The sequence below is a fragment of the Streptomyces sp. NBC_00510 genome, from assembly GCA_036013505.1.
Lineage (GTDB): Bacteria > Actinomycetota > Actinomycetes > Streptomycetales > Streptomycetaceae > Actinacidiphila.
This window is the reverse complement of the sequence record CP107851.1, coordinates 7870442-7895227: the sequence shown is the minus strand read 5'-3', so window position 1 is coordinate 7895227 and position 24786 is coordinate 7870442. Positions and strand designations below refer to the sequence as shown.

24 protein-coding genes, 2 pseudogenes and 1 riboswitch are annotated in these 24786 nt (G+C 72.6%); of the genes and pseudogenes, 9 read left to right on the top strand and 17 right to left on the bottom strand.

Features of this window, described 5'->3' with window-relative positions:
- Window positions 1-69: 69 nt before the first annotated feature.
- Both OG937_35715 and OG937_35710 read right to left on the bottom strand, forming a co-directional pair.
- The gene (locus OG937_35715; GenBank protein WUD76660.1) at window positions 70-372 is read right to left on the bottom strand and encodes a muconolactone Delta-isomerase family protein; all 303 of its coding nucleotides are present in this window, start codon (window positions 370-372) and stop codon (window positions 70-72) included.
- Between the two features lie 190 nt (window positions 373-562).
- A complete protein-coding gene (locus tag OG937_35710) occupies window positions 563-952 on the bottom strand; it encodes an SgcJ/EcaC family oxidoreductase (GenBank protein WUD76659.1) in 390 nt (129 codons plus the stop codon).
- Between the two features lie 240 nt (window positions 953-1192).
- On the opposite strand from OG937_35710, the gene OG937_35705 reads away from it, so the two are divergent.
- Entirely contained in the window at window positions 1193-2224 is a 1032-nt protein-coding gene (locus OG937_35705) for a nitronate monooxygenase (protein ID WUD76658.1), read from the top strand.
- A 57-nt stretch (window positions 2225-2281) separates the two neighbouring features.
- Here OG937_35705 and OG937_35700 read toward each other — a convergent pair whose 3' ends face one another.
- Entirely contained in the window at window positions 2282-2902 is a 621-nt protein-coding gene (locus tag OG937_35700; GenBank protein ID WUD76657.1) for an HAD-IA family hydrolase, read from the bottom strand.
- Window positions 2903-3225: 323 nt separating this feature from the next.
- Between OG937_35700 and OG937_35695 the strand changes: the two genes are divergently transcribed.
- A complete protein-coding gene (locus tag OG937_35695) occupies window positions 3226-4284 on the top strand; it encodes an alpha/beta hydrolase (protein WUD76656.1) in 1059 nt (352 codons plus the stop codon).
- Between the two features lie 202 nt (window positions 4285-4486).
- On the opposite strand, the gene OG937_35690 is transcribed toward OG937_35695, so the two are convergent.
- Entirely contained in the window at window positions 4487-6172 is a 1686-nt protein-coding gene (locus OG937_35690) for a cytochrome c biogenesis protein DipZ (protein ID WUD76655.1), read from the bottom strand.
- Window positions 6173-6295: 123 nt separating this feature from the next.
- Window positions 6296-6727: an Ohr family peroxiredoxin gene (locus OG937_35685; protein ID WUD76654.1), complete on the bottom strand. Its 432-nt coding sequence runs from the start codon at window positions 6725-6727 to the stop codon at window positions 6296-6298.
- A gap of 218 nt (window positions 6728-6945) precedes the next feature.
- Here OG937_35685 and OG937_35680 point away from each other — a divergent pair, with 218 nt between their 5' ends.
- The 4 genes from OG937_35680 to OG937_35665 all read left to right on the top strand — a co-directional run bounded on the left by OG937_35680 (window position 6946) and on the right by OG937_35665 (window position 10294).
- On the top strand, window positions 6946-7125 hold the full coding sequence (locus OG937_35680) for a hypothetical protein (protein WUD76653.1): 180 nt from the start codon (window positions 6946-6948) through the stop codon (window positions 7123-7125).
- A gap of 392 nt (window positions 7126-7517) precedes the next feature.
- A complete protein-coding gene (locus OG937_35675) occupies window positions 7518-8534 on the top strand; it encodes an alcohol dehydrogenase catalytic domain-containing protein (GenBank protein ID WUD76652.1) in 1017 nt (338 codons plus the stop codon).
- Between the two features lie 79 nt (window positions 8535-8613).
- Window positions 8614-9207 (top strand): TetR/AcrR family transcriptional regulator, encoded by a 594-nt coding sequence (locus tag OG937_35670; protein WUD76651.1) that lies wholly within the window; start codon window positions 8614-8616, stop codon window positions 9205-9207.
- 259 nt (window positions 9208-9466) lie between these two features.
- A complete protein-coding gene (locus OG937_35665) occupies window positions 9467-10294 on the top strand; it encodes a PhzF family phenazine biosynthesis protein (GenBank protein WUD76650.1) in 828 nt (275 codons plus the stop codon).
- Between the two features lie 7 nt (window positions 10295-10301).
- Here OG937_35665 and OG937_35660 read toward each other — a convergent pair whose 3' ends face one another.
- Window positions 10302-11129, bottom strand: coding sequence for a CPBP family intramembrane metalloprotease (locus OG937_35660; protein ID WUD76649.1), 828 nt, complete (start codon window positions 11127-11129; stop codon window positions 10302-10304).
- Window positions 11130-11163: 34 nt separating this feature from the next.
- On the bottom strand, window positions 11164-12660 hold the full coding sequence (locus tag OG937_35655) for a glutamate--cysteine ligase (GenBank protein WUD76648.1): 1497 nt from the start codon (window positions 12658-12660) through the stop codon (window positions 11164-11166).
- A gap of 558 nt (window positions 12661-13218) precedes the next feature.
- Here OG937_35655 and OG937_35650 point away from each other — a divergent pair.
- A complete protein-coding gene (locus OG937_35650; GenBank protein ID WUD76647.1) occupies window positions 13219-13809 on the top strand; it encodes a hypothetical protein in 591 nt (196 codons plus the stop codon).
- A gap of 249 nt (window positions 13810-14058) precedes the next feature.
- On the top strand, window positions 14059-14265 hold the full coding sequence (locus OG937_35645) for a DUF5999 family protein (GenBank protein ID WUD76646.1): 207 nt from the start codon (window positions 14059-14061) through the stop codon (window positions 14263-14265).
- Between the two features lie 72 nt (window positions 14266-14337).
- Here the strand turns inward: OG937_35645 and gcvP are convergent, their stop codons facing one another.
- Window positions 14338-17226, bottom strand: coding sequence for an aminomethyl-transferring glycine dehydrogenase (gene gcvP / locus OG937_35640; protein WUD76645.1), 2889 nt, complete (start codon window positions 17224-17226; stop codon window positions 14338-14340).
- 155 nt (window positions 17227-17381) lie between these two features.
- A riboswitch (glycine riboswitch) is annotated at window positions 17382-17486 on the bottom strand.
- A 101-nt stretch (window positions 17487-17587) separates the two neighbouring features.
- Between gcvP and OG937_35635 the strand changes: the two genes are divergently transcribed.
- A complete protein-coding gene (locus OG937_35635; GenBank protein WUD76644.1) occupies window positions 17588-17968 on the top strand; it encodes a PRC-barrel domain-containing protein in 381 nt (126 codons plus the stop codon).
- On the opposite strand, the gene OG937_35630 is transcribed toward OG937_35635, so the two are convergent.
- From OG937_35630 to OG937_35590, 9 genes and pseudogenes are all read right to left on the bottom strand, one after another.
- The gene (locus OG937_35630) at window positions 17881-19335 is read right to left on the bottom strand and encodes a DNA polymerase IV (protein ID WUD76643.1); all 1455 of its coding nucleotides are present in this window, start codon (window positions 19333-19335) and stop codon (window positions 17881-17883) included. The two genes, OG937_35635 and OG937_35630, sit on opposite strands and share 88 nt — an antisense overlap.
- A 93-nt stretch (window positions 19336-19428) precedes the next feature.
- Complete coding sequence (locus tag OG937_35625; GenBank protein ID WUD76642.1) at window positions 19429-20052, bottom strand: MerR family transcriptional regulator; 624 nt, start codon at window positions 20050-20052, stop codon at window positions 19429-19431.
- Window positions 20053-20243: 191 nt separating this feature from the next.
- Window positions 20244-20717: a bifunctional nuclease family protein gene (locus OG937_35620; protein ID WUD76641.1), complete on the bottom strand. Its 474-nt coding sequence runs from the start codon at window positions 20715-20717 to the stop codon at window positions 20244-20246.
- A gap of 90 nt (window positions 20718-20807) precedes the next feature.
- The gene (locus OG937_35615) at window positions 20808-21554 is read right to left on the bottom strand and encodes a MerR family transcriptional regulator (protein WUD76640.1); all 747 of its coding nucleotides are present in this window, start codon (window positions 21552-21554) and stop codon (window positions 20808-20810) included.
- Between the two features lie 19 nt (window positions 21555-21573).
- Window positions 21574-21897 (bottom strand): annotated as a pseudogene (locus OG937_35610) (FHA domain-containing protein).
- Between the two features lie 139 nt (window positions 21898-22036).
- Window positions 22037-22269 (bottom strand): annotated as a pseudogene (locus OG937_35605) (zinc ribbon domain-containing protein).
- Between the two features lie 237 nt (window positions 22270-22506).
- Window positions 22507-23481 carry a DUF881 domain-containing protein gene (locus tag OG937_35600; protein WUD76639.1) on the bottom strand — a complete coding sequence of 325 codons (975 nt, stop codon included), beginning with the start codon at window positions 23479-23481 and terminating at the stop codon, window positions 22507-22509.
- 7 nt (window positions 23482-23488) lie between these two features.
- Window positions 23489-23821, bottom strand: coding sequence for a small basic family protein (locus OG937_35595; GenBank protein ID WUD76638.1), 333 nt, complete (start codon window positions 23819-23821; stop codon window positions 23489-23491).
- Window positions 23818-24759, bottom strand: a complete 942-nt coding sequence (locus OG937_35590) for a DUF881 domain-containing protein (GenBank protein ID WUD76637.1) — start codon at window positions 24757-24759, stop codon at window positions 23818-23820. Before OG937_35590 ends, OG937_35595 begins: the two co-directional genes overlap by 4 nt.
- Between the last annotated feature and the right edge of the window lie 27 nt (window positions 24760-24786).

Here is a 24786-nt window from a genome sequence, read left to right as displayed (position 1 = left end):
GGCTCCCCGTCGCGACCGTGTCCGGGCGGCGGGGAGCCGTATGGTGCCGCGTTCGGCGGGCGTGCGCCGTCAGGCGTCGCCGTTCGCCTTCCCCGGGTCATTGGGGTGGGACTGCACGGCGGTGACGGCCGCGGCCATCCACGGCCACAGCGGCAGCGTGCCGAGGACCTTCTCGTACAGCTCGGCCTCGTCGGCGGCGCGCCACAGACCGATGCTGCGCAGTTCGCCCACGGGGCGCCACAACCGGACGAGGTGGCCGGCGGCGGCCAGTTCCCCGGCGCGGACGGCCTCGGCCGCGCGACGCCGGTCCACCTCGGCGGGGTCGGTGCCCTCGGGGACGGTGGTGGTGAGTTCGACCAGGAACTCCTTCACGGTGTTGCCTCTCTTAGAAACTGCCGGAACCTTCGACGGGCGGGCACGCGGCCGGACCGGTGACGAACCGCCGGTCCTCCGCCCTTCCACCCTGTGCCCACGGGCCGGGGCGGCGCCACGACCGGCGTCCTCCCTGCTGGGAGGCGGAACCTCGCAACGCGCTCCGCCCGGCGGACGGGGGCCTTCGGCCTCAGTGGTCGGTGACGATCCGCGAGACGTGGTAGGCGCGGATCAGCCAGTCGTCACCCTCGCGCTGCAGGACCAGCGAGAGGTGCACGGCGGCCTCCCAGCCCTCCGCGCCCCGGAAGACGACGTCGGCGAAGCCGCCGGCCACCTGGTCGCCGACGCGGTAGCCCTGCACCTTCCCCACGTCCGCCCAGCGGTCCTCCGTCACGGCCTCGTAGTAGGCGCGGACCGCGTCCCGGCCGGCCGTGGTGTCGGGCCCGAACCCCTGGAACAGGGCGTCCGCGGTGAACAACTCGGCCATCTCGTCCGGCCGGTGGCCGTCGAAGGCGGCCTTCCAGCGGGACAGCGTCTCGCGCATCGGGTCGTTCGCGGCGTCCTTCGGGTCAGCGCTCATGTCGGTTCTCCTCTGTGCTCAACGGTAGGAAGAACGGGCGCCCGTCCGCGTGCGGAGGGCGGCCGGATCAGGGATCCGGTCCATGGTAGTCGACCGGTCTAATAAAACTAGTTGGGCGGTCGTATACTGGCAAACGCGGGCCGCACCGTGACGCCGGCGAGAAGCCCCCGGCCGACACCGCCCGTCCCGTGCCCACCTCGCGAACGACCGTCGCCGCCCCGCAGGAGGAACACTCACATCATGGTCTCGCCACTGGCCGCACTCGGGGTCGACGCCCCGGTCCTCGCCGCGCCGATGGCCGGCGGTCCCACCACCCCCGCACTGGTCACCGCGGCCGCCCGAGCAGGCGGCCTGGGCTTCCTGCCCGGCGGATACCGCACCCCCGCGGCGCTGGCCGAGCAGATCGCCGCGGTCCGGCCCGAAGGGGTGCCCTTCGGCGTCAACCTCTTCGCACCCAACCCCGTCCCGGTGGACCCCGACGCCTTCCGGCGCTACGCCCGCGCCATCGCGCCCGACGCCGGGACGCACGGCATCGACGCGCCGGCGGCGGAGATCGTCGAGGACGACGACCACTGGGCGGACAAGGTCGACCTGCTGCTCTCCGACCCGGTCCCGGTGGTGAGCTTCACCTTCGGCATCCCGCAGGCCTCGGTCGTCTCCGCGCTGCGCGCCGCCGGAAGCCTGGTCGTCCTGACCGTCACCTCGGCCGCGGAGGCCCGGGCGGCCGCGGAGGCGGGCGCGGACGTCCTGGCCGTGCAGGCGTCCGCCGCGGGCGGGCATTCCGGCACACTCACCCCGCAGCACGTACCGGCGGCCGTCCCCCTCGAGGAACTGCTCGGCGAGGTGCGTGCGGCGGTGCACCTGCCGCTCGTCGCCGCCGGGGGCCTGGCGACCCCGGCCGCCGTGGCCGGTGCGCTGCGGGCCGGAGCCGACGCGGTCATGGTCGGCACCGTCCTGCTGCGCGCCGAGGAGGCCGGCACCTCCGCGCCGCACCGGGCGGCGCTGGCCGATCCGGCACGCACCGGGACGGTGGTGACCCGGGCGTTCACGGGCCGTCCGGCGAGGGCACTGCGCAACGCCTTCACCGACCGCCACACCGGCCACGCGCCGGCCGGCTACCCGGCCCTGCACCACCTGACCAGCCCGATGCGCAAGGCGGCCGCCGCCGCGGGCGACCCCGAGCGGATCAACCTGTGGGCGGGCACGGGCTACCGTCACGCCACCGAGGAGCCCGCGGAGCGGATCCTGCGGCGGCTGGCGTCCGGAATCTGACCCCGGACGCACACGGCGGCCCGCACACGGCGGCCCGCCCGGTCCCGGCCCCGCCCCTCAGGTCAGGGCGACGCCGAGCAGGACCTCCAGCTGTGCGATGGTCTCCTTGGGGTCCTTGGCGTGGACGCCCGCGAGCCCCAGTTGCGCCGCGGGCGCCAGGTACTGCTCGGTGTCGTCGACGAACACGCAGGCCTCGGCGGGCAGACCGAGCTTCTCCAGCGCCAGTTCGAAGATGGCGGACTCGGGCTTGCGCATCCCGTGGTGCTCGGAGATGACCACAGCGTCGTACGACCCCTCCAGGTCGTAGCCGTCGTAGAGGTCCCACGGCGCGAAGCCCACGGAGTTGGACAGGATCCCCACGCGCACCCCGGCGCGCCGGGCGGCGGCCGCGGCGTCGATCAGGGCCGTCTCGGGACGGAGGTCGGCGAAGATCCGGCCCATGAGGTTGTCGGGGGCCACGCCGAGGCTGCGGGCCGCCGCGACGTTCCACTCCACCTGGGTGATCGCGCCGCGTTCGAGGTCGTGGGTGCGCCGGGTCCCCTCCTCGTCGAGGTAGAGCGCGGTGATGCACGCGCCCTCGGCCAGTCCCTCGCGCCGCTCGAAGGCGAGCACGGCGGGCAGCAGCGGCGTGGTGAGGACACCGCCGAAGTCGAGGATCAGGCCGGTGCGGTGGGACATGACGGAACTCCTGCGGTAGCGACGAGGACGCCTGCCGCCGCGATGCGGACGCGGCAGCCGCGCGGTGGGCCGTCCGCCGGCGACGCTGCCGCACGGTGCCCGAGGGGGCCGGCCGGGAGCGGCGGCCACGCGGGCGGCACGCGCGGGGCGACGACCGGACGTCATCCTGCCATCCCCTTCCGCGGCCCGCCCGGCCACCCCTCCCCCGGACCTGGGCGGGCTCTCGGGCGGCACCCGCGATGCGTCACCGCCTTGACCGGTGACGCATCTACGTGCGAGGGTTGCCGCCGGGAGAACCCCGGTAACAGGAAAGAAGGTTGGGAATGATCGACAGGCGGAGCTTCGGCAAGGTTTTCGGTGCGGGCGCGGCCGCGGCGTCGCTCGCGGGGCTGTCGGGCCTCGCGTCACAGCCCGTCTCGGCGGCGACGTCGCACGGGCCGCGGCCGGCCACCGGGGGACCCGCACCCGTCCGGGGGACCTACACCTCCCTCGGCGCCCTCAAGCAGGTCGACGCCGGCGTCCTGAACATCGGTTACGCCGAGTCCGGCCCCGCCGACGGCCCCGTGGTGATACTCCTGCACGGCTGGCCGTACGACATCCACAGCTACGTCGACGTCGCGCCCCTGCTGGCGGCGGAGGGCTACCGCGTCATCGTCCCGCACCTGCGCGGCCACGGCACGACGCGCTTCCTCTCCCCCAGGGCCTTCCGCAACGCCCAGCAGTCGGTGGTCGCACTCGACGTCATCGCCCTGATGAACGCCCTGCGGATCGAGAAGGCGGTCCTCGCCGGCTACGACTGGGGCTCGCGGACCGCCGACATCATCGCCGCGGTCTGGCCGGAGCGCTGCAAGGCCCTGGTCTCCGTCACCGGTTACCTGATCACCAACCGCGAGGCGAACAGGCAGCCGCTGCCGCCCAAGGCGGAGTGGGCATGGTGGTACCAGTACTACTTCTCGACCGAGCGCGGCCGGCTCGGCCTGGAGGAGAACCGGCAGGACCTCGCCCGGCTGGTCTGGCAGTTCAACTCCCCCACGTGGGAGTTCGACGACGCCACGTTCCGCCGCACCGCGGCGTCCTTCGAGAACCCGGACTACGTCGCCATCGTGCTCCACAACTACCGCTGGCGGCTCGGCCTCGAGAAGGGCGATCCGCGCTACGACCGCCTGGAGCGGCGCCTTGCCGCGGGCCCGATGATCGGGGTGCCCACCATCACGCTCGACGGCGAGGCCGACCCGTTCACCCCGGCCGGGGAGGGGGCCGCCTACCGCGCCAAGTTCTCGGGGAAGTACGCCCACCGCACGCTGAAGGGCATCGGCCACAACGTCCCCCAGGAAGCGCCGGAGGCCTTCGCCGCGGCCGTCGTCGACGTCGACACCTTCTGAAGGCCCGCCCACCGGCAGGAGGTGGGCTGCGACGTGACCGCCCGTCACGGGGATCGGTTCGGGGCGGATCGGGAGCACGGCACCCTCGGGGCCGGGCGACTCGGTCCGCCCCGTTCCGTCGGGCAGGAACCCCGGGAACGCACGCCACCGCCCCCGGCCGCGGGGCGGACGGGGGCGGTGGGGCCGGCCGGCAGCCGTGCGATCAGCCGAAGGTGAAGGAGTAGGCGCCGAGTCCGGGCGAGAGCTTCAGCGTCAGGACGCCCTGCCGGGACGAACTCCCGGTCACCACGCGGTGGATGCCGGGGGCGCCGGAGACGGTGAAGGTGCTGGTCCTCCCGTCCAGGGTCGCGGTGACGGTTCCCGTGCCGCCGACGTCGAGGTAGACGTCACGGGCGAAGAAGTCCAGGGTGATCCCGGCGTTCCGCCCGCTGGTGATCGCCTCCTCGCCGGCGTCCCAGGTCCCGGTCAGGGCGGCCTGTCCCGGCAGGAGCGTCTGCGGGCGGCCGAACTCACCGGTCCCCGTGGTCACGAGTCCGTTCACCACCGCCGCGCTGCGGCCCGCCCCGAGGGGGATCTCCGGGGTCTGCCTCCCGTCGGTCGGGGTGTCGTCGGGTACGTCGGTGGGGGGCGGCAGCGCGGTGCCGGGGCGCGCGTCGGTGAGCAGCCGCCGGATCAGCGCCTCGGTGCCGCCGTAGCCGCCCTCGCCCACGGCGACGTGCCGGACCCTGCCCCGGGCGTCGATCAGGTACTGGGTGGGCCAGGCCTGGTTGCCGAAGCTGTCCCAGGTCGCGTAGGAGTTGTCCAGTGCCACCGGGTAGTCGACGCCGAGCCGCCGGGCGCCCGCCGCGACGTTGCCGGGGACGCGCTCGAAGGCGTACTCGGGGGTGTGCACGCCGATCACCACGAGGCCGTCGGACCGGTAGTTCCCGTACCAGGCGTCGACGTGCTCGATGGCGCGCTGGCAGTTGATGCAGGAGTAGGCCCAGAAGTCGACGAGGACGACCTTGCCGGCCAGTGACTCCTTCGTCAGCGGCGCGTTCCCCGGGGTGTTGAGCCACTGCTGGATCCCCGAGATCTCCGGCGCCGCGCCGCAGTCCAGGAGGACGGCGGCCGGTTCCTCCGCGCAGGAGCGCAACTCCCGTGAGCCGGACGGGCCGTGCCCGCCGGGGAGCCCGGGGCCGGCGATCGCGTCGTTGATGCGGGAGGTGTAGTCGGGGACGGCACGCTGCACGACGTCGGTGAGGTTGAAGGTGAGGCCGAAGGCCAGGACGACGAAGGTCAGTCCGGCGGCGAACCGCACCCCCCGCTGCCGTTCCCGGAACGCGCGCACCCGCTCGCCGACCCTCCGGCCCGCGAGCGCGAAGAAGAGCAGCGGCACCGCCGTGCCGACGGCGAAGGCGACGGCGAGCACGACCGTCCCCGCGCCGATCCGGTGCGTGGCGCCGGCGACGGCGATCGCCGCCAGGACGGGCCCGGCACAGGGCACGTACACCGTGCCGAGCACGAGTCCCAGGAGGAAACCGCCGCGTCCGCCCCCGACCCGCCGCTGCCCGATGCGTGCGAACGGGCGCTCCAGCAGGTCCTGCACCGCGGGGAACATCATGGCCACGCCGAGCAGGAGCAGCACCCCGAGTCCCACCCACCGCAGGATGTCCGGGGGCACCGGCAGGGCACCGAGCACGAGGGTGCCGAACAGCGTGATGAGGCTGAAGCTGACGACCAGCCCGGCCATCACCGCGTACGGCCGGCTCCTGCGCGCCGGTTCAGCCGCCTGCCCGGACGCCGGGACCCCGCCCGAGAGGAAGACCAGGGGCAGGACGGGGAGCACGCAGGGGGAGACGGCGGTGACGAATCCGCCGACCAGCCCGATGAGCAGCAGCGTGAGCAAGACGACCTCCGGACGGGGCCCTCACGGACGGCCCCGGGGGGAACGGCGTCGTGCCGGGGCCCGTGGCCCCGGCACGACGCGGACGGACGGTGCCGCCGCGGGTGGGCGGCGGCGGGTACGGCGTCAGACGACGGTGGCCTCGACGGTCACCGGGATGGCGAGCGCCTTGGAGTAGGGGCAGATCTGGTGGGCGCCCGCACCGAGTTCGTCGGCGGTCTTCTGGTCCACGCCGCCGACTTCGAGGTGCAACACGGCGCTCAGGCCGTAGTCGCCCTGTTCGTGCCGGTGGTGGAGGGTGACCTCGGCGACGACGGCCACGTCCTGCACGCGCACCTTGCGCTGCGCCGCGGTGATCTTCACCGCGCCCAGGAAGCACGAGGCCCATCCCGCGGCGAGCAGCTGCTCGGGGTTGGTCGCCCCGCCGTTGCCGCCGAACTCCTTCGGGATGGCGAGGGTCAGGTCCAGGAGCCCGTCGCTGGACGCCGCCCGGCCTCCGTTGCGGCCCTCGCCGGTGGCGGTGACGACGGCGGTGTAGTGCGTCTCGGTCACGATCATGCCTCTCTCGCGTGTCCCGGGCCGATCGGCCCAGTGGATCACCTGTCCGGGTGGTGACGACTGTCGCAGAACCTTTCGTCACCTGTCAAACAGGTGACGTACGACGCCCCCCGCGCCGGCCACCCCGCGACCCGTGAGGTGAATCACTTCCTTGACAGGTGATGAAATGGAGGACATCGTCAACGGGAACGACACCCTTCGGCGGAGGAGACGACGCGATGCCGCCCACCCAACAGAAGACCCCCGACCCCGCCGCGGCGGCGCGCAGGGCCCGGTTCGGCAAGCTGCCGGAGCGCGTCCGGCCCGAACAGATGGTCCAGGAGAGCCCGGCCACGGCACCCGACCCGGCCCGGGACGTGTACACCGCCGACGACTGGCTCGTCCGCTACTGCCTGTGAACCCCGCCGGCTCCGCCGGCCGAGCAACGGAGGTCTCCCCGTGCGCATCCCCAAGCCGCTCCTGGCGGCATCCCTGACGGTGCTCGCGGCAGCCGTGAGCGTCGCCTGCTTCGCCCAGGTCGTCTGACCGACCCGCCCGCCATCGCCACCGCGCCGGCCCGCCCCGACCATCGTCGGGAGCGCGCCGGCGCCGTCGTGCCCGGGGCGCGGCCGGGGCCGTCGGGCGGCGCTTGACGCATGTGAGACGACCGGTCATATTGGTTCTTGGACGCAGGCCCGCCCCTCGCTCCGGCGTGACGGGCGCGGCCTGCGCCGCGGCCTGGCGCCGCCCTCGCGGCGCCGCCCCCACCCGGCCACCCCCCACCCCACCGGTCGACCCGTCGAGGAGAACCATGTCCACGTACCGCGCATTCGAGGTCACAGGCGCCCGCAACTTCGAGCTCGTCACCCGCGAGGTCGTCGCCCCGCCCGCCGGGCACGTGCGGCTGAGGGTGGAGAGCTGCGGCGTCTGCCACTCCGACGCGCTCGCCGTGGAGGGCCTGCGGGCCGACCCGTCGCAGCCGGTCGTCCCCGGCCACGAGGTCGTCGGCGTCATCGACGCCGTCGGTGAGGGCGTGAGCGCCTGGCGCGTCGGCGACCGGGTGGGCGTCGGCTTCCTGGGCGGTCACTGCGGCGAGTGCACGTCCTGCCGACGCGGGGACTTCGTCAACTGCACCGACCAGCCGCAGACCGGCACCACCACCGACGGCGGTTACGCCGAGGTCCTCATCACCCGCAGCAGCGGCCTGGTCCGGGTGCCGGACGAGCTCGCCCCCACCCTCGCCGCCCCGCTGCTGTGCGCCGGACTCACGACCTTCAGCGCCCTGCGCCGGCTGGACGCCCGCCCCGGCGCGCTCGTCGCGGTCCAGGGCATCGGCGGCCTCGGCCACCTGGGTCTCCAGTACGCCGCCCGGCTCGGCTACCGCGTCGCGGCCATCGCCCGCGGCCAGGAGAAGGAGAAGCTCGCCCTCGAACTCGGCGCGAGCCACTACATCGACAGCTCGGCGCAGGACCCCGGAGCCGAGCTGCGCAAGCTGGGCGGCGCGGACGCCATCGTCGCCACCGCGGCGAACGGCACGTCGATGACGCCGCTGGTCCCCGGACTCGCCCCGCGCGGGCACATGGTCGTGGTCGGCGTCTCCATGGACCCGGTCTCCGTCGCCACGACCGACCTCGTCCTCGGTTCGCGCACCATCAGCGGGAGCCTGACCGGCTCCGCGATCGAGAACGAGGACAACCTCGAGTTCAGCTCGCGCTCCGGCATCCGCCCGATGGTCGAGACGATGCCCCTGTCGCGGGCGCCCGAGGCCTACGAGCGCATGATGTCCGGCAAGGCCCGCTTCCGGGTGGTCCTGGACGCGGCGGCCTGACCCGGAGGGCCGTGCCCTGCCGGGTGTATTTTTGACAGAACAGAGACGACTGGCCATATTGCGGTGCGGAGGTGGCACCATGGCCCGGCAGAGCATGCGCGAGGCGATCGTCGACGCGGCGGTCGCACAGTTCCACGCGAAGGGGTACAACGCCGCAGGCGTGAAGGACATCACGGACGCGGCCGGCGTTCCGAAGGGGTCGTTCTACAACCACTTCGACAGCAAGGAGTCGCTGGCCCTCGTCGCGCTCGACCGCTACGGCGCGGGCCGGCGGACGCACGAGCTGGCGGAACCCGGCACCGCGCCGCTGGCGCGGCTGCGCGCGCACTTCGAGTTCCTGCGCGACGAGACCGTGGACGCGGACTTCACCCGGGGCTGCATGATCGGCAATTTCGGCGCCGAGATCGCCGACCACAGCGAGACGATCCGCGCGGGCGTCCGCGCGTCCCTCGGCCAGTGGGCCTCGTCGATCTCCGGCGCGCTCGCCGAGGCACAGCAGGCCGGCGAGCTGCGGGCGGAGCTCGACACCGAGCGGACGGCGCGGTTCATCCTCAACACCTGGGAGGGCACGCTGATCGCCGCACGTTCCGGCCGCTCGGGCGAGGCCTTCGACGACTTCTTCGAAACGGTCTTCGGAACGCTGCTCGCACCGCCGCCGCCCCCGGCGGCATGACGGACCGGTGCCCGGACGCCCCACGGCGTCCGGGCACCGGCTTCACGTGGACGACCGGAGTGCCGTCCAGCGCACCGCGGTGACCCTGCACGACGTGACCCGAGGGCGGACGACCCGGCCCGCCCCGGCTCCGCGCCCCTCAAGTGGGCCGGTTCCGGTACCGGTTGGGGCGCGACAGCGGCTGCGCACCGATGGCGCGGGCCACAACCCCTCGATTGGCCCTGGCCGGTGGCGTCCGGACCTCCGTACGCTCGCCGGCATGCGGATTCGTATCGTCGACGCCTTCACCGACCGCCCCTTCGCCGGCAACCCCGCGGGCGTCCTGCTGCTGGACGCGGACGCCTTCCCCGACGACGGCTGGCTCCAGCGGGTGGCCGCCGAGGTCAACCTCTCCGAGACCGCCTTCGCCCACCCCACGCCGGGCGCCCAGGACGCGGACTGGGCCCTGCGCTGGTTCACCCCCAAGGCCGAGGTGAACATGTGCGGGCACGCCACCCTCGCCACCGCGCACATCCTGCACAGCACGGGCGCCGCCCGCGGACCGGTGCGGTTCGGCGCCCGCTGCGGCATCCTCACGACGACGGCCGACGACGACGGCACCATCACCATGGACTTCCCCGTCGCCCCGCTGACCTCGGTGGTCGTCACCGACGACATCGGCGCCGCGATCGGCGCCGACGTGCTGTCCGTGCACGAGACGGGTGACGACGTGGGCGACCTGCTGGTGGAGGTCGTCGACGAGAAGACCGTGCGGGCGCTCACCCCCGATGTCGCCGCCGTCGCCGCGCTGCCGTCCAAGCGCGGGCTCATCGTCACGGCCGCCGCCGAGTCCCCGGCGACGACCGGCTACGACTTCGTCTCGCGCGGTTTCTTCCCCGCCGTCGGCATCGACGAGGACCCGGTCACCGGCAGCGCCCACACCGCCCTGGCACCGTTCTGGTCGCGGCGTCTGGGCCGCGACGAGCTCACCGGATTGCAGGCCTCGGCGCGTTCGGGCCTGGTGCGGACGGTGCTGCGCGGCGACCGTGTGCGGCTCAGCGGCCGTGCCGTCACCGTGATCGACGGCGAGCTGCACGCCCACCCGTAGAGGGGCCTCACGCGGTCGGCAGCCAGCCGACCTTCCCGGCGAGCAGCGCGTAGCCCACGAAGGCCACGATGTCGATCAGCGCGTGGGCCGCCACCAGCGGCCCCACCCGCCCCCAGCGCCGGTAGAGCAGGACGAAAACGACGCCCATCGCCATGTTCCCGATGAGCCCGCCGATGCCCTGGTAGAGGTGGTACGAGCCGCGCAGCACACTGCTGGCCACCAGCGCGCCGACCGGCGTCCAGCCCAACTGGCCCAGTCTGCGCAGCAGGTAGCCGACGACGACGACCTCCTCGAGCACCGCGTTCTGGACCGCGGAGGCGATCAGCACGGGGATCTTCCACCAGACGTCGGGCAGCGACTCCGGCACGACCGTCAGGTTGAACCCGGAGGCGCGCGCGCCCAGGTAGAACAGCAGCCCGGTGCCGCCGATGGCCGCGGCCACCGCGGCGCCGCGCAGCAGGTCGGTCCGCGGACGGCGCAGGTCGAAGCCGATGGCCGGCATGCCCGTGCCCTCGCGGGCCAGCAGGTGGGCGACGAGCGCGACCGGGACGAGCGCGGTGGCGACACCGAACAGCTGCCAGGCCAGGTCCAGCCACGGACGGCCCGGCGCCTGCGAGCCGACGAGGGTGGCCGCCTGGTCCTTGAGCCCGCCGGGCTTGGTCAGCGAACCGATGAAGCTGATCAGCGCCGCGAGCGCGCTCGCCCCGAGCGACAGCGCGAGCACCAGGAGGGTCTCGCTGCGCAGCGCGCGCGGGCCGAGCCGCTCCACCGACCCGGCCCCGGACCCGCCCGGCTCCGCCGCATTCCCGTCCACAGATGCCTCCACCCGCGCCATCCTGCCTCATCGGCTGGGCGGCACGGACGGCGGCTCAGCGTTCCAGGGGCCACTCGTGCACGGGGGCGCCGGTGTGCATCAGCTCGCAGTAGCGCAGGGTCATCGCAGCCAGCGCCCGCTGCCGGTCCAGTCCGCGGTCCAGCTCCTGGTGGAAGGCGACGGCCTGCCACTCGGCGCCGTTCGTGCGCTTGCGGCAGCGGCCCTCGATGATGCCGAGGTAGTGGTCCCGGTCCACCGGGTCGATGCCCCACGCGTCCAGTCCGGCGGCCGCCATCGGGAGCAGTTCGTCCAGGACGAGTTCGACGGCCCCGATCTCCACGAGGCCGTTGCCGCGCCCCGGCCGGGGCCAGGTGAACACCGCGTCGATGCCGTACCGGCACGCGGCGTCGAAGTTCGCCGCGGCGGCCGCGAACGGCAGCCGGCTCCACACCGGGCGCGACGTCTCGGCGAGGGAGCGGACGAGCCCGTAGTAGAAGGCGGTGTTGGCGAGCACGTCGGCGACGGTCGGCCCGGCGGGCATCACCCGGTTCTCCACCCGCAGGTGCGGCACGCCGTCGACGACCGCGTACACCGGGCGGTTCCAGCGGTAGATCGTGCCGTTGTGCAGGGTGAGTTCCTTCAGCTGCGGCACCCCGCCCTCGTCCAGGACGTGCAGCGGGTCCTCGTCCTCGCAGATCGGCAGCAGGGAGGGGAAGTAGCGCACGTTCTCGGCGAAGAGGTCGTACGCGGAGTCGATCCAGCGCTCGCCGAACCAGGTCAGCGGGCGCACGCCCTGGGCCCGGTGCTCCTCGGGGCGGGTGTCGGTGGCCTGCTGGAACAGCGTGGGGCGGGTCTCCCGCCACAGCTCACGGCCGAACAGGAAGGGCGAGTTGGCGCCGAGTGCGACCTGGGGGCCAGCCACCACCTGCGCTGCGTTCCACACCGCGGCGAACCGCGCGGGGGTCACCTGCAGGTGCATCTGCATCGAGGTGCACGCGGCCTCCGGGGCGATCGAGCCGGAGACGCAGGTCAGCCGCTCCACCCCCGAGATGTCCAGGGTGATGTCCTCGCCGCGGGCGGCGAGGATGCGGTCGTTGAGCAGCATGTAGCGGTCGACTCGGGACAGGTTGGCACCGACCAGGTCCTGCGCGCCGAGGGTGGGCAGGATTCCCACCATCACGATGCGGGCGCCGACCTCGCGGGCCTTTCCCTCGGCATATCCCAGGCCCATGCGCAACTCTTCTGCGAGGCGGTCCAGGACCCGGCCGGAAAGCCGGTGCGGGGCGATGTTCACTTCAATGTTGAACTGTGCGAGCTCGGTCTGGAAATCACGGCTCGCGATGCGCTCGAGGACCTCCTCGTTCATCATGCGCGGCAGCCCGTCGCGGTCGGTGAGATTGAGTTCGATCTCCAGCCCCATCAGATTGCGGGGGCGGTCGAATCGCTTCTCCTCCAGCAGTCGCTCCAACCCCAGCAGGCACTGCTTCAGCTTCCTGCGGTAGCGCTGGCGGTCGGCCAGGTCGAACCCCGTGGCCGCGACCTTTTCCCCCATCGGAGGTCCTTCCTCGAGTGGGCCGTGATCACATGATGCCCAGCCCTGAGATCGATAAGGCCCCCGGCGCCGGCGCCGAGCCGCTAAGCTGGCCACGAGCACCGTCTTGCGGCACATTCCGCGGGCAAGGACGGAATTCACATGCCGGCGGCGGCAGTGTCGTGAAAAACACCGACGAGATTCAGCCATCCGCAGCAACGCGGAAAGCGCAGTTCACGGCGTGGGCGACGGCGCAATTGGGGAGCTATTACCTGCCCGGGGTGACCTGGAAGCGCCTTGCCCGTAATATCACTGACGGCTAGATGAAACACTGCGCGAACACTCCTCGTATATCCTTCGTTCACAGGCAGAGCCTCCGCGACCCGCCGCGCGCCCGCGACGCATCCGGCCACGGGAAGGGATCCGCATGCCCACGCTGATTCCGTACGTCGCCGCCCCCACGCGCCCCGCGGATCCGGGCTGTCCCGGCCTGCCGCAGTGTCATCTGCTCCATCGCTGACAGTGCTGTCCGCACCCCGCCGAACACCCCCCGTGTCTCCTCATGAGAGGCCGCCCACCATGCCGCTGCAGGTAGCCCCAGCCCCCGCTCCCGCCCTGCGGAGCGTTCTCGCCGCCCTGAGCTCCCCCACCGCCGTCCGTGAGGCCCGCACCCCCTCACTGCGCAACGCCACGGGGCCCCTGGTCGCCGAGCATCCGCTCCCCCTGCACGTCCTCGACCCCGTGATCACCGAACCGGGAGGACTGCCTCGGGCCCGACTGACCGGCTGGCGCTTCCACATCCGTACCGGCGACAAGGTGGCCGCCGCGGGCGAGACCGTGGACACCCCGGACGGCTGGGCGTTCTCGCACTTCTGCGAGGGCCCGTACCTGGCCTCCACCGAGCGCGCGCTGCGCCAGGCCGATGCGCTCACCACCCCCTACCAGCCGCACCTGCTCTCGGTACCGGGGCTCTACATGCTGACGCTGTGGCTGCACGGGGACGTCGCAGCGGACGCGGGCACGGCCCAGCCGGCCCCCTCCGACCTGCTGATCCCGCTGGCGCCGGCCCCGCCGGGGATCGCCGCGCACCGCATGCACCGGCTCTCCGACCTGGTGCCGGTGCTCACCCTGCGGCTGGCTCCGCCACCACTGCTCGGCACCACCGCCTGAGGCTCCCGGCTGGGGCGACCCGCACACGCCTCCGTGACCGTCCGGTCACGGAGGCGTTGCATTGTCCGGGCAACCGCCCGCGAGAGTGAATGCGTCCCCAACTAACGAGGACAGCTCACGCGAAATCCCTGCGGAAATCCCTCAGTAGAGCAACACTGGGACCGACCGACTGAACGGGGGAGCGGCATGACTGAGGTTCCTACCCAAGGCAGCCGTACTTCACACCACTCGCAGCGAAAGACGTCGTCCATGTGCCCGCACCAGCCGCATTGTCCGTCCGCCGGCAGCCCCGACCGCGAGGCCGCCCACATCATGGCCAGCCACCCCGAGCAGGGCTGGAGCCTGCTGTGCAACGGCGTCCTGCTCTTCGAGGACACCGGTGAGCTGCTCCCCGACGGCCAGATCATCGCCCCGCACCGCCCGCTCGGCAGCGGGCACATCGTCACGGCGGCCTGACCCGGGCCGGGAACGACACAGGGCCGACCCCGCTGCAGCAGCGGGGCCGACCCTTGAGCGCGTCAGGCGCCCTTACACGTCGTACTCGTCCAGCGGAGGGCAGGAGCAGACCAGGTTGCGGTCGCCGAAGGCGCCGTCGATGCGGCGGACCGGCGGCCAGTACTTGTCCGCGGCCGACACACCGGAGGGGAAGACCGCCTCCTCACGGGAGTACGGGTGCTCCCAGTCGCCGCCCAGCGCCGCCGCCGTGTGCGGGGCGTTGCGCAGCGGGTTGTCCTGCGCGGGCCACTCCCCCGAGCCGACCCGCTCGATCTCGGCGCGGATCGCGATCATCGTGTCGCAGAAGCGGTCCAGCTCCGCGAGGTTCTCGCTCTCCGTCGGCTCGATCATCAGCGTCCCGGCCACCGGGAACGACATCGTCGGCGCGTGGAAGCCGTAGTCGATCAGGCGCTTGGCGACGTCGTCGACCGTCACGCCCGTCTCCTTGGTCAGCGGGCGCAGGTCGATGATGCACTCGTGCGCGACGAGACCGCCGGGCCCCGTGTAGAGCACCGGGAAGTGCGGCTCCAGGCGCTTGGCCACGTAGTTCGCGCTGAGCACCGCCACCTGGGTGGCGCGCTTGAGGCCCTCGCCGCCCATGAGCCGCACGTACGCCCAGGAGATCGGCAGGATGCCGGCCGAGCCCCAGGGGGCGGCCGAAATCGGGCCGACGCCCGTCTCCGGGCCGGCGGCCGGCTGGAGCGGGTGGTTCGGCAGGTACGGGGCGAGGTGGGCGCGGACCGCGACCGGGCCGACGCCGGGGCCGCCGCCGCCGTGCGGGATGCAGAAGGTCTTGTGCAGGTTCAGGTGCGACACGTCGCCGCCGAAGTGGCCGGGCTTCGCCAGGCCCACCAGGGCGTTGAGGTTCGCGCCGTCCACGTAGACCTGGCCGCCCGCGTCGTGCACCGCGGCGCAGATGTCGCCGATGTGCTCCTCGAAGACGCCGTGCGTGGAGGGGTAGGTGACCATGAGCACGGCGAGCTCGTCGCGGTACTGCTCGATCTTGGCGCGCAGGTCCTCGACGTCGACCTCGCCGTCGCCCGCGGTCTTCACGACGACGACCCTCATGCCGGCCATCACGGCGCTGGCGGCGTTGGTGCCGTGCGCGGAGGACGGGATCAGGCAGACGGTGCGCTGGGCGTCACCGCCCGCGCGGTGGTAGGCGCGGACGGCCAGCAGGCCGGCGAGCTCACCCTGGGAGCCGGCGTTCGGCTGGAGGCTGACCTTGTCGTAGCCGGTGACCTCGGCGAGGCGCTCCTCCAGCTCACGGATGAGGGTCAGGTAGCCCTCGGCCTGGTCGGCGGGCGCGAAGGGGTGCAGCGCGCCGAACTCGGGCCAGGTGACCGGCTCCATCTCGGTGGTCGCGTTGAGCTTCATGGTGCAGGAGCCCAGCGGGATCATGCCGCGGTCCAGCGCGTAGTCGCGGTCGGCGAGGCGGCGCAGGTAGCGCAGCATCGCGGTCTCGGAGCGGTGCTGGTGGAAGACCGGGTGGGTCAGGTAGTCCACGCCGCGGGTCAGACCGGCGGGCAGCGCGTCCTCGGTGGACGCGTCCAGGGCCTCGACGTCGGCGCCGGTGACGCCGAAGGCGTCCCAGACCGCGGTGAGGTCGGCGCGGCCGGTGGTCTCGTCGCAGGCGATGCCGACCAGGTCGGCGTCGACCTGGCGCAGGTTGACCCCGGCCTCGCGGGCGGCGGCCACGACCTCGGCGGCACGGCCGGGCACGCGGGCGGTGACGGTGTCGAAGAAGGCTCCGGTGGTCACCTCGACGCCGCCGGCGCGCAGGCCCGCGGCGAGGACCGAGGCGTAGCGGTGGGTGCGGCGGGCGATCTGCGCCAGGCCCTCCGGGCCGTGGTAGACCGCGTACATGCCGGCCATGACGGCGAGCAGCACCTGCGCGGTGCAGATGTTGCTGGTGGCCTTCTCGCGGCGGATGTGCTGCTCGCGGGTCTGCAGGGCCAGACGGTAGGCCCTGTCGCCGTCGGCGTCGACGGAGACGCCGACCAGGCGGCCCGGGAGGCTGCGGGCGTACACGTCACGGACGGCCATGTAGCCGGCGTGCGGGCCGCCGAAGCCCATGGGCACACCGAAGCGCTGGGTGGTGCCGACCGCGATGTCCGCGCCGAGCTCGCCGGGAGAGGTGAGCACGGTCAGGGCCAGCAGGTCGGCGGCGACGGTGACGATCGCGCCGAGCCCGTGCGCCTGCTCCACGACCGGCTTGAGGTCGCGCACGGCGCCGGAGGCGCCCGGGTACTGCAGCAGCACGCCGAAGACGCCGCGCTCGGCGATCTCCGCCGGGATGCCCTCGCTGAGGTCGGCGACGACGACCTCGACGCCGGTCGGCTCGGCGCGGGTCTCGATCACGGCGACGGTCTGCGGGAAGGTGTCGGCGTCGATCAGGAAGACGCCGTCCTTGACCTTGCCGACCCGGCGGGCCAGGGCCATGGCCTCGGCGGCCGCGGTGCTCTCGTCGAGCAGCGAGGCGCCGGAGGTGGACAGCCCGGTGAGGTCGGCGACGACCGTCTGGAAGTTCAGCAGGGCCTCCAGGCGGCCCTGGGAGATCTCCGGCTGGTAGGGCGTGTACGCCGTGTACCAGGCGGGGTTCTCCATGACGTTGCGCAGGATGACCGGCGGGGTGAAGGTGCCGTAGTAGCCGAGCCCGATCATGGGCCGAAGCACCTGGTTGCGGTCGGCGAGCGAGCGCAGCTCGGCGAGGACCTCGGGCTCGGTGCGGGCGTCGGACAGACCGAGCGCCTCGGCGCTCTTGATGGTGTCCGGCACGGCGGCGGCGGTCAGCTCGTCCAGCGAGCCGTAGCCGACCTGCGCGAGCATCTTGGCCTGCGCACCGGCGTCGGGCCCGATGTGGCGCTGCTCGAAGGGGATGCCGCGCTCCAGCTCGGAGAGTGGGATGCGGTTGGCGGTCATCTGCGGAGGCCTCCTGGTCTGACGCGACACGGCCTCCCCCTCTGTCATCTGAACCTGAGAGCTTCACCGTCCCGCAGGTGCCGGGACGGCTTTCACCGTCGGTGAGGAAGCGGCCGCGCACGCGGTGTGCCGCCCTTCCTGCTTTCCAGAGTGACCTCACCCATGCGGTACGGATGCCTGAGAGATTCCGGGGAGGGTTTGCTCCTTCGGCGCCCGGCGGACGGTTCCCCGCGTCGCCAGGACTCTCCCGCAAGGGGTCAGCAGCCGCTGTCAGCGTACCAGCGCGGTCCGGGGACGGGTCATGTGACAGCCGCCACCTTTCGTGCCTAAATAGGATTAATCGCGACCAGTTGGAGGGACCGTGCAGACCGGTATCGATCCGCGCAGCCTCATCGGGCGCAGGGCCTTCGACCGCAACGGGATGAAGATCGGCACGGTCGACGAGGTGTACCTCGACGACGCCACCGGAGAGCCCGAATGGGCCGCGGTGCGCACCGGCCTGTTCAGCCGCGACGCCTTCGTACCGCTGGAACCGAGCGAGTTCACCGGGGAAGAGCTGCGCGTGCCGTTCGACAAGGCACTGATCAAGGACGCCCCGGACTTCGGCGTGGGCCGGCACCTCTCCCCCGAGCAGGAGCTGCAGCTCTACCACCACTACGGCATGAGCGGGCCTTCGCTGTCCGGCCCGGTGCCGGAGCCCCCGCCGGACCACGACTTCGGCAAGCTGGCCGGCGACGCTTGACGCGGGAGCCCCGGCAGGCCCGGTAACACCAGCGGGAGCGGCTCGGACGGCTCGAGCTCCGGGTCGGTCACCGCAAAGGTGCGCACCCGCCCCGGCACCGGCGAGCCCGGCTCCTCGAAGCGGACGGTGACCCTCCCGACCCCGCTGCCCTGCACCCACCCCGCGCCGTGCTCGGTGTGCCGCACGTCCTGGCCCGGCACCCAGCGCCGCTCCGCCGGCTCCGGCTCCCGGGCTTCCTCCACGGGCCGCTCGTCAGCCCCCTCGGACGGGGCGGACTCCTCGCCCGCCGCCTCCTCCTCCCGTCCGGCCGCCTGGGCGAACAGGTCCTCCTGCGTGAAGTCCGCGAGCCCCGCGACACCGACCCCGAGCAGGCGTACGCCGCCGGTGATCTCGACGGCCTCCAGCAGCCGCGCCGCGGTCTCCCGCACCACCGCGAGGTCGTCGGTCGGGGCGCGCAGGGTCTCCGATCGGGTCAGCGTCGTGAAGTCGTACCGCCGCACCTTCAGCACCACCGTGCGGCCCGAGCGGCCCGCCGTGCGCAGCCTGCGCACGCAGCGGTCGGCCAGCCGGTCCACCTCGAGCCGGACCCGTACGCGGTCGGTGAGGTCGACGTCGAAGGTGTCCTCGACCGAGACCGACTTGCTCTCGCGGTCGGCGACCACGGGCCGCTCGTCGATCCCCAGGGCCATCCCGTGCACATGGGCGCCGTGCGCCTTGCCGAGCAGCCGCACCAGCTCGGCCTCCCCCGCCTCCACGACCTCGCCGACCGTGAGGATGCCCGCCCGCCGCAGGTGCTCCGCCGTCGCGGGCCCCACGCCCGGCAGCGCACGCACCTGCATGGGGGCCAGCAGCTCGCGCTCGGTGCCGGGCTCGATGACGACCAGCCCGTCGGGCTTGGCCTGCTCCGAGGCGATCTTGGCGAGCAGCTTGGAGCCCGCGAGCCCCACCGAGCCGGTGACCCCGGTGGCCGCCCGGATGTCCGCCCGCAGCCGCTCCCCCACCGCGCGCGGGTCGTCCGCGATCCCGCCCGCCTCCAGGTCCACGAAGGCCTCGTCGAGGCTGAGCGGCTCGACCAGCGGCGACAGCCGTGACAGCAGCTCCATGACGATGTCGCTGATCTGCCGGTAGACGGCGAAGCGCGGCACGAGGTACGCGGCGTTCGGGCACAGCCGGCGCGCGTGGGCCATCGCCATGGCCGAGTGCACCCCGTACACCCGGGCCTCGTACGAGGCGGTCGCGACCACGCCGCGCGGCCCGAGACCCCCCACGACGACCGGCTTCCCCCGCAGACTCGGCTTCGCCGCCTGCTCGACGGCCGCGAAGAACGCGTCCATGTCCAGGTGGAGGATGGTCGGCGCGCTTCTCACAGTCACCGATGGTGCCCCACGGGTCCGACATCCGCCGTACGCCTGTACGGCGGACGGGTGGGCCGCGGTCCGACCCGCCCGGTTCGGCCCGGTTCAGCCCGCGCGGTTGCGGCGCCGCGCCAGCTCGTCGCCCGGGTTGTGGCCGACCACCGTCTCCCCGGTGTCGATGCGCTCGGAGTGCAGCTGCGACAGGGCGCCCTCGACGTCCCGCCACACCACGCCCACGGCGATCCCGAAGATCCCCTGACCGCCCTGGAGGAGGTCGACGACCTCGTCCGGGGAGGTGCACTCGTACACCGTCGCGCCGTCGCTCATCAGCGTCATGCGGGTGAGCTCGGCGGGCGCGCTGGACCGCAGGTGCTGCACGGCGGTGCGGATGTTCTGCAGGGACACGCCCGTGTCGAGGAGCCGCTTGACGATCTTGAGGACCACGACGTCCCGGAAGCTGTACAGCCGCTGCGTCCCCGAGCCGTACGCGGGGCGGATGCTGGGCTCCACGAGCCCGGTACGCGCCCAGTAGTCCAGCTGGCGATACGTGATGCCGGTCGCCGCGCAGGCGGTGGGCCCGCGGTAGCCGACCCGTTCGCCGGCCCCCTCCGGCTGCTGTCCCGAGGTGTCGCCCGAACCCCCTCCGGGGGGCGTCGCGGCGTTGCGGGCCAAGGCCCCGCGCATCGGATACGGGCCGCCAAAGGCCGTACCGTCGCCGGTGCTTCTCACGCCGACCTCCCGTCCCTTCGCACCCCTCAGGGCACGCGCACGTGCCATCGGGACTTTCCTTCTCGACGGTAGGCAGTCACTCCGGGTGCGTCAACGATCGCCACGCTCGGCACGCCGAGTGATATCAACCCCAGAGGTGGTTTCCCGTGTCCATGGTGGGGGTAAGGCTGGACGAATGGCCTTCGCGGGCCCTATTGACTGCTGGTTCCGAAGTCCTCCGGCGAGATCTGGTCGAGGAACTCGCGGAACTTCTCGACCTCGTCCTCCTGCTCGTCGGGAATGGCGATGCCGGCGTCGTCCAGCACCCCGTCGCTCCCGTAGATGGGGGTTCCGGTGCGCAGCGCGAGCGCTATGGCATCCGAGGGACGGGCGCTCACCTCGACGCCACTGGCGAACACCAGCTCGGCGTAGAAGACGCCGTCACGCAGGTCGGTGATCCGGACCTCGGTCAGCGTCTGGCCGACGGCCTCGAGCACGTCCTTGAACAGATCATGGGTCAGCGGCCGCGCGGGCGTCATGCCCTGTTGCGCGAAAGCGATGGCGGTGGCCTCCCCCGGCCCGATCCAGATGGGCAGGTAGCGGTCGCCTCCCACTTCCCGCAGGAGCACAATCGGCTGGTTGGAGGGCATTTCGACCCGGACACCCACGACGTCGAGCTCGTTCACACAGCAACCCTAGGCCGTGCCCGGCAGGTTTGGGTAGTCGGGACGGGCCCGGCCGGTCACCGACCGGGCGTGTCCTGGCCAATGTCGGCTTCAGAAGAGCCGCACCCTCAGCGCGGACTGCACCAGCGCCGCGTGCAGCCGCACGGACAGCGCCGCCAGCTCCCGCGCGGTGGCCTCCGCGTGCGTCCTGGTCTGCGGATTGCGGTGCCTGCGCAGGGGCGCGACCACCTGCTCCACCAGACCGGCCTCACGATCCGCGGCCGCCTTCACCGCCCGCAGATGGCGCGGTTCGAGCCCGAAGCGGCCCAGATCGGCCACGATCTTGGCGATGTTCACCGTTTCGGCGTCATAGTCACCGTCAGGACCGGCCTCCACCAGTCCGTACGCCTCCCACTGGGCGAGCTCGCCCGCTTCGGCGCCCGTGGCGGCCAGCAACTCGTCCCTGCCGATGCGCAGCGCAGCGGGCGCCTGCCGCTCCACCGCGCCGACCTCGATCAGCTCCCGGGACTCCCCGGAGGACGGGACGGGCAGCGGCAGCGGCTCGCCCCGGTCGAGGGCGTCGAGGTGCTCGCGGATCACTTTCAGCGGAAGATAGTGGTCCCGCTGCATGCGCAGCACGTGCCCGAGCCGTTCCACGTCCCGGACGGTGAACTTCCGGTACCCGGAGGGCGTGCGTTGCGGCTCCACCAGCCCCTCCGCCTCCAGGAAGCGGATCTTGGAGATGGTGACCTCGGGGAACTCCTCCCGCAACTCGTTGAGCACCGCCCCGATGCTCAGCAGCCGGTCGTCCGCGGTGGCGGTGCCGTTGCCGGCACCGCCCGACGGTGTACGAAGCATGAACCTTCCCTCGCGGGGGTCAGGCGCCCCACTGGCTCGCGTAGAAGACCAGTCGGTACTTGCCGATCTGCACCTCGTCGCCACTGGACAGGGTCACCGAGTCGATCCGCTCGCGGTTGACGTAGGTGCCGTTGAGGCTGCCGACGTCGGAGACCGTGAAGGAACCGTCCTGAGCGCGCCGGAACTCCACGTGACGCCGCGAGACGGTGACGTCGTCCAGGAAGATGTCGCTCTCCGGGTGGCGGCCGGCCGTCGTCAGTTCGCCGTCCAGGAGGAAGCGGCTCCCCGAGTTGGGACCACGGCGTACCACCAGCAGCGCGGAGCCCGGCGGCAGCGCGTCGACCGCGGCCTGGGCCTCCGGGGACAGCGCCGGCAGCACGGTCTGTCCCGTCGCCTCGGCCTCGTACGCCTCGATCCCGGAGATGGAGATCGTGGACGTGGTCTCGGAGGCACGCTCGGACGGCACCGCGGCACGCAGCGGCGCGCCGCAGTTGGAGCAGAAGCGGCTCGCTTCCGCGTTCTGGAACCCGCACCGCGTACAGACCGGCAAGGACCCTCCACCCGTGCTAGAGGCTGATGGTTGCTGGAAACCTATGCGCCCCGCAGCCGCAGGGTCAACAGAAACCGCACCATGACCGCCCGAAATGTCACCGCCCGGAGCAGCGATCCCGTCACGGAACAGCGGGCGCTCCTCGCCCGGTCCCTCCCCCTGCACGTGCCGCGGGGCGCGGTGCCGCGCCGTGGGGCTGTCACCAGCCTGACGCGAACTCTTGCCGAACCACTTACCGAACAACTTCACGGGCGATTCCCCTTGAACGACACAGACCCGCCCGTGGGGCAGGACGAACCCTCAGTCACGACCAACACATAGTTTCCCTCACGCACCACCCCAGCGGTGCGGCGACCCCCCGCATTCTCCTGCCCTCCCCCGCAAACCCCACTCGCCCCCGCCTCACCGGGTCGACGACTGAGCGTAGTCAGGCTGCTCCGACGGCCGCAAGGCGTCGACAACGATCTTCTCCGATCGCGTCACGTCCGCTGTGGCCTGCTCCTTCTCCAAAGTCTGTACCACGCCGCCCGGGATGTTCAGGGCGGGTTCAAGATCCTGTGGATTACCGATGACCTTGAAGCGGTAGGGCGGGCTGACCTTGTGCCCGTCGATCTGCACACCGCCCGACCCCTGGATGAAGTAGGTGTCGGCCACGACCCGCACGTCGTTGATCTGGATCGCCTCCGCTCCCGCGGCGCGCAGCTCCTGCAGCGCGTCGAGCAGCATGTCGGCCTCGACGGCGTCCTGGGGGTCGTTGATCGTCAGCGTGATGCCGGGACCCTCGACGGCGACCGTGCCGGCCAGCACCCCGAGCTGCTCCGCCTTCTGCTCGGTCTGCTTGCGGGCCTCCTCGGCCTGGTCCGAGCTGTTCTCCAGCTCGGTGCGCTGCTCCTCGAGGCGCCGCCGCTCGTCGCCGAGCCGCTGCGAGCGGTTGTCCAGCTCGTCCAGGATGCGCACCAGGTCCTCCTGGCGGGCGCCGCGCAGCGCGCTGGTGTCGCTGGTCGAGCGGACCTGGATGGCCAGGCCCAGACCGAGGACGAACAGCAGCAGCGCGACGATCAACTGCGCCCGGGACACCCGCGGCGGCCACAGTCCCGCCTTGAGGCGTTGCCGGCCGCTCACGCCGGACGCCGCTCCCCGCGGTTCCCCCGCGTCCTGCGGCGGCTGCTGCCGACCGTGTGCGGATTGCTCCGCGTCCGACGGCCCGGCGGCCGGCACCGGTCCGGCGGCGGGCAGCTCCGGGCGCGCCGCGGGCCGCTCCCGCGCCGGCGGCTCGTCTCCGGCCGGCGGCTCGGGGCGAGGCCGTTCCGGCCGGGAGGGCTCCGCGGGCCGCGGCGCCTCCGGCCGCTCCGGCGTCTGGTCGTTCTCGTCGCTCATCGTGCTGTCACGCCCGGAAGACATGGCGGCGGATCGCCGCGGCGTTGGAGAAGATGCGGATGCCGAGGACGACGACCACGCCCGTGGAGAGCTGCGCACCCACCCCCAGTTTGTCGCCCAGGAAGACGATCAGCGCCGCCACGACGACGTTGGACAGGAAGGAGACCACGAAGACCTTGTCGTCGAAGATCCCGTCGAGCATGGCCCGCAGACCGCCGAAGACGGCGTCGAGCGCGGCGACCACGGCGATCGGGAGGTAGGGCTCGACCACCGTCGGTACGACGGGGCGGACCACCAGGCCCACCACCACTCCAACGATCAGGCCCAGTACGGCGATCAATTCGTACCCTTCCCATTTCCGGATGCGCTCGACGACGGCCCGGCCGACGGGACCGGGGTCGCGGAGCGGATGATCAGGCTCGGAGCCGCGGGCAGTTCCAGCTTCTCCTTCTCGGAGATGCGCGCGCGGATCCCGTAGTTCTCCTGCAGGACGTGCAAGTACTGCCCGTCCGCACCGTCCTGGAAGGACGTGCTCAGCTTCTGCGGGTCCCCGATCGCCAGGATCGTGTAGGGCGGAACCAGCGGCCGGTTGTCGACCAGTATGGCGTCACCCGCGGCACGGATGGCCGACAACGACGTCAACCGCTGTCCGTTGATGGAGATGGCCTCCGCCCCCGCCGCCCACAGGCCGTTGACCACGCGCTGCATGTCCCGGTCCCGCACCCGGCCGGTGTCGGAGAAGTCACTGGTCGTACGCGGGTCGCTGCCGCCGCCCGACGAGGCCTCCTTGGCGTCGTTGACCTCCAGCTCGACGCCCGGCCCCGTGACCGGCGTCGCCCCGGCCAGGAGCGCCACGCGCTCCGCGTCACCGTCGCGGTCGTTGAGCGCCTGCCGCTGCTTGGCCGCCACGTCGTCGCGCAGCCCGTCCACGCTCTTCTGCAGCTCGTCGGCGGTGCGGGTCTCGGACTCGATGCGGTCGATGAGCTTCTGCCGCTCCTTGGCCAGCGTCGGGGCGGCCACCTGCGTCTGCGCCGCGCCTATGGTGACCACCACGGCGGCCAGCACCAAGCCCAGTGCGAGCACCAGCCGGCCCCGCAGCGTTCCGGGCAGGCGGGAGGTGCCCGTGGCGCCCCGGCGGGCGGTGGCCTCGGCGTACCCGTCGTCGAGACTGTGCTCCATGACGTTCGTCAGCAGCGACATGGAGGCGTCCGGGCGCCGGGTCACGGCCCTCCCAGGGGCGCTGCTCCGATCGGGGTGCTGCTGCGACATGCCGCACATCGTCGCATGTCCGTGCCGCCGACCTCG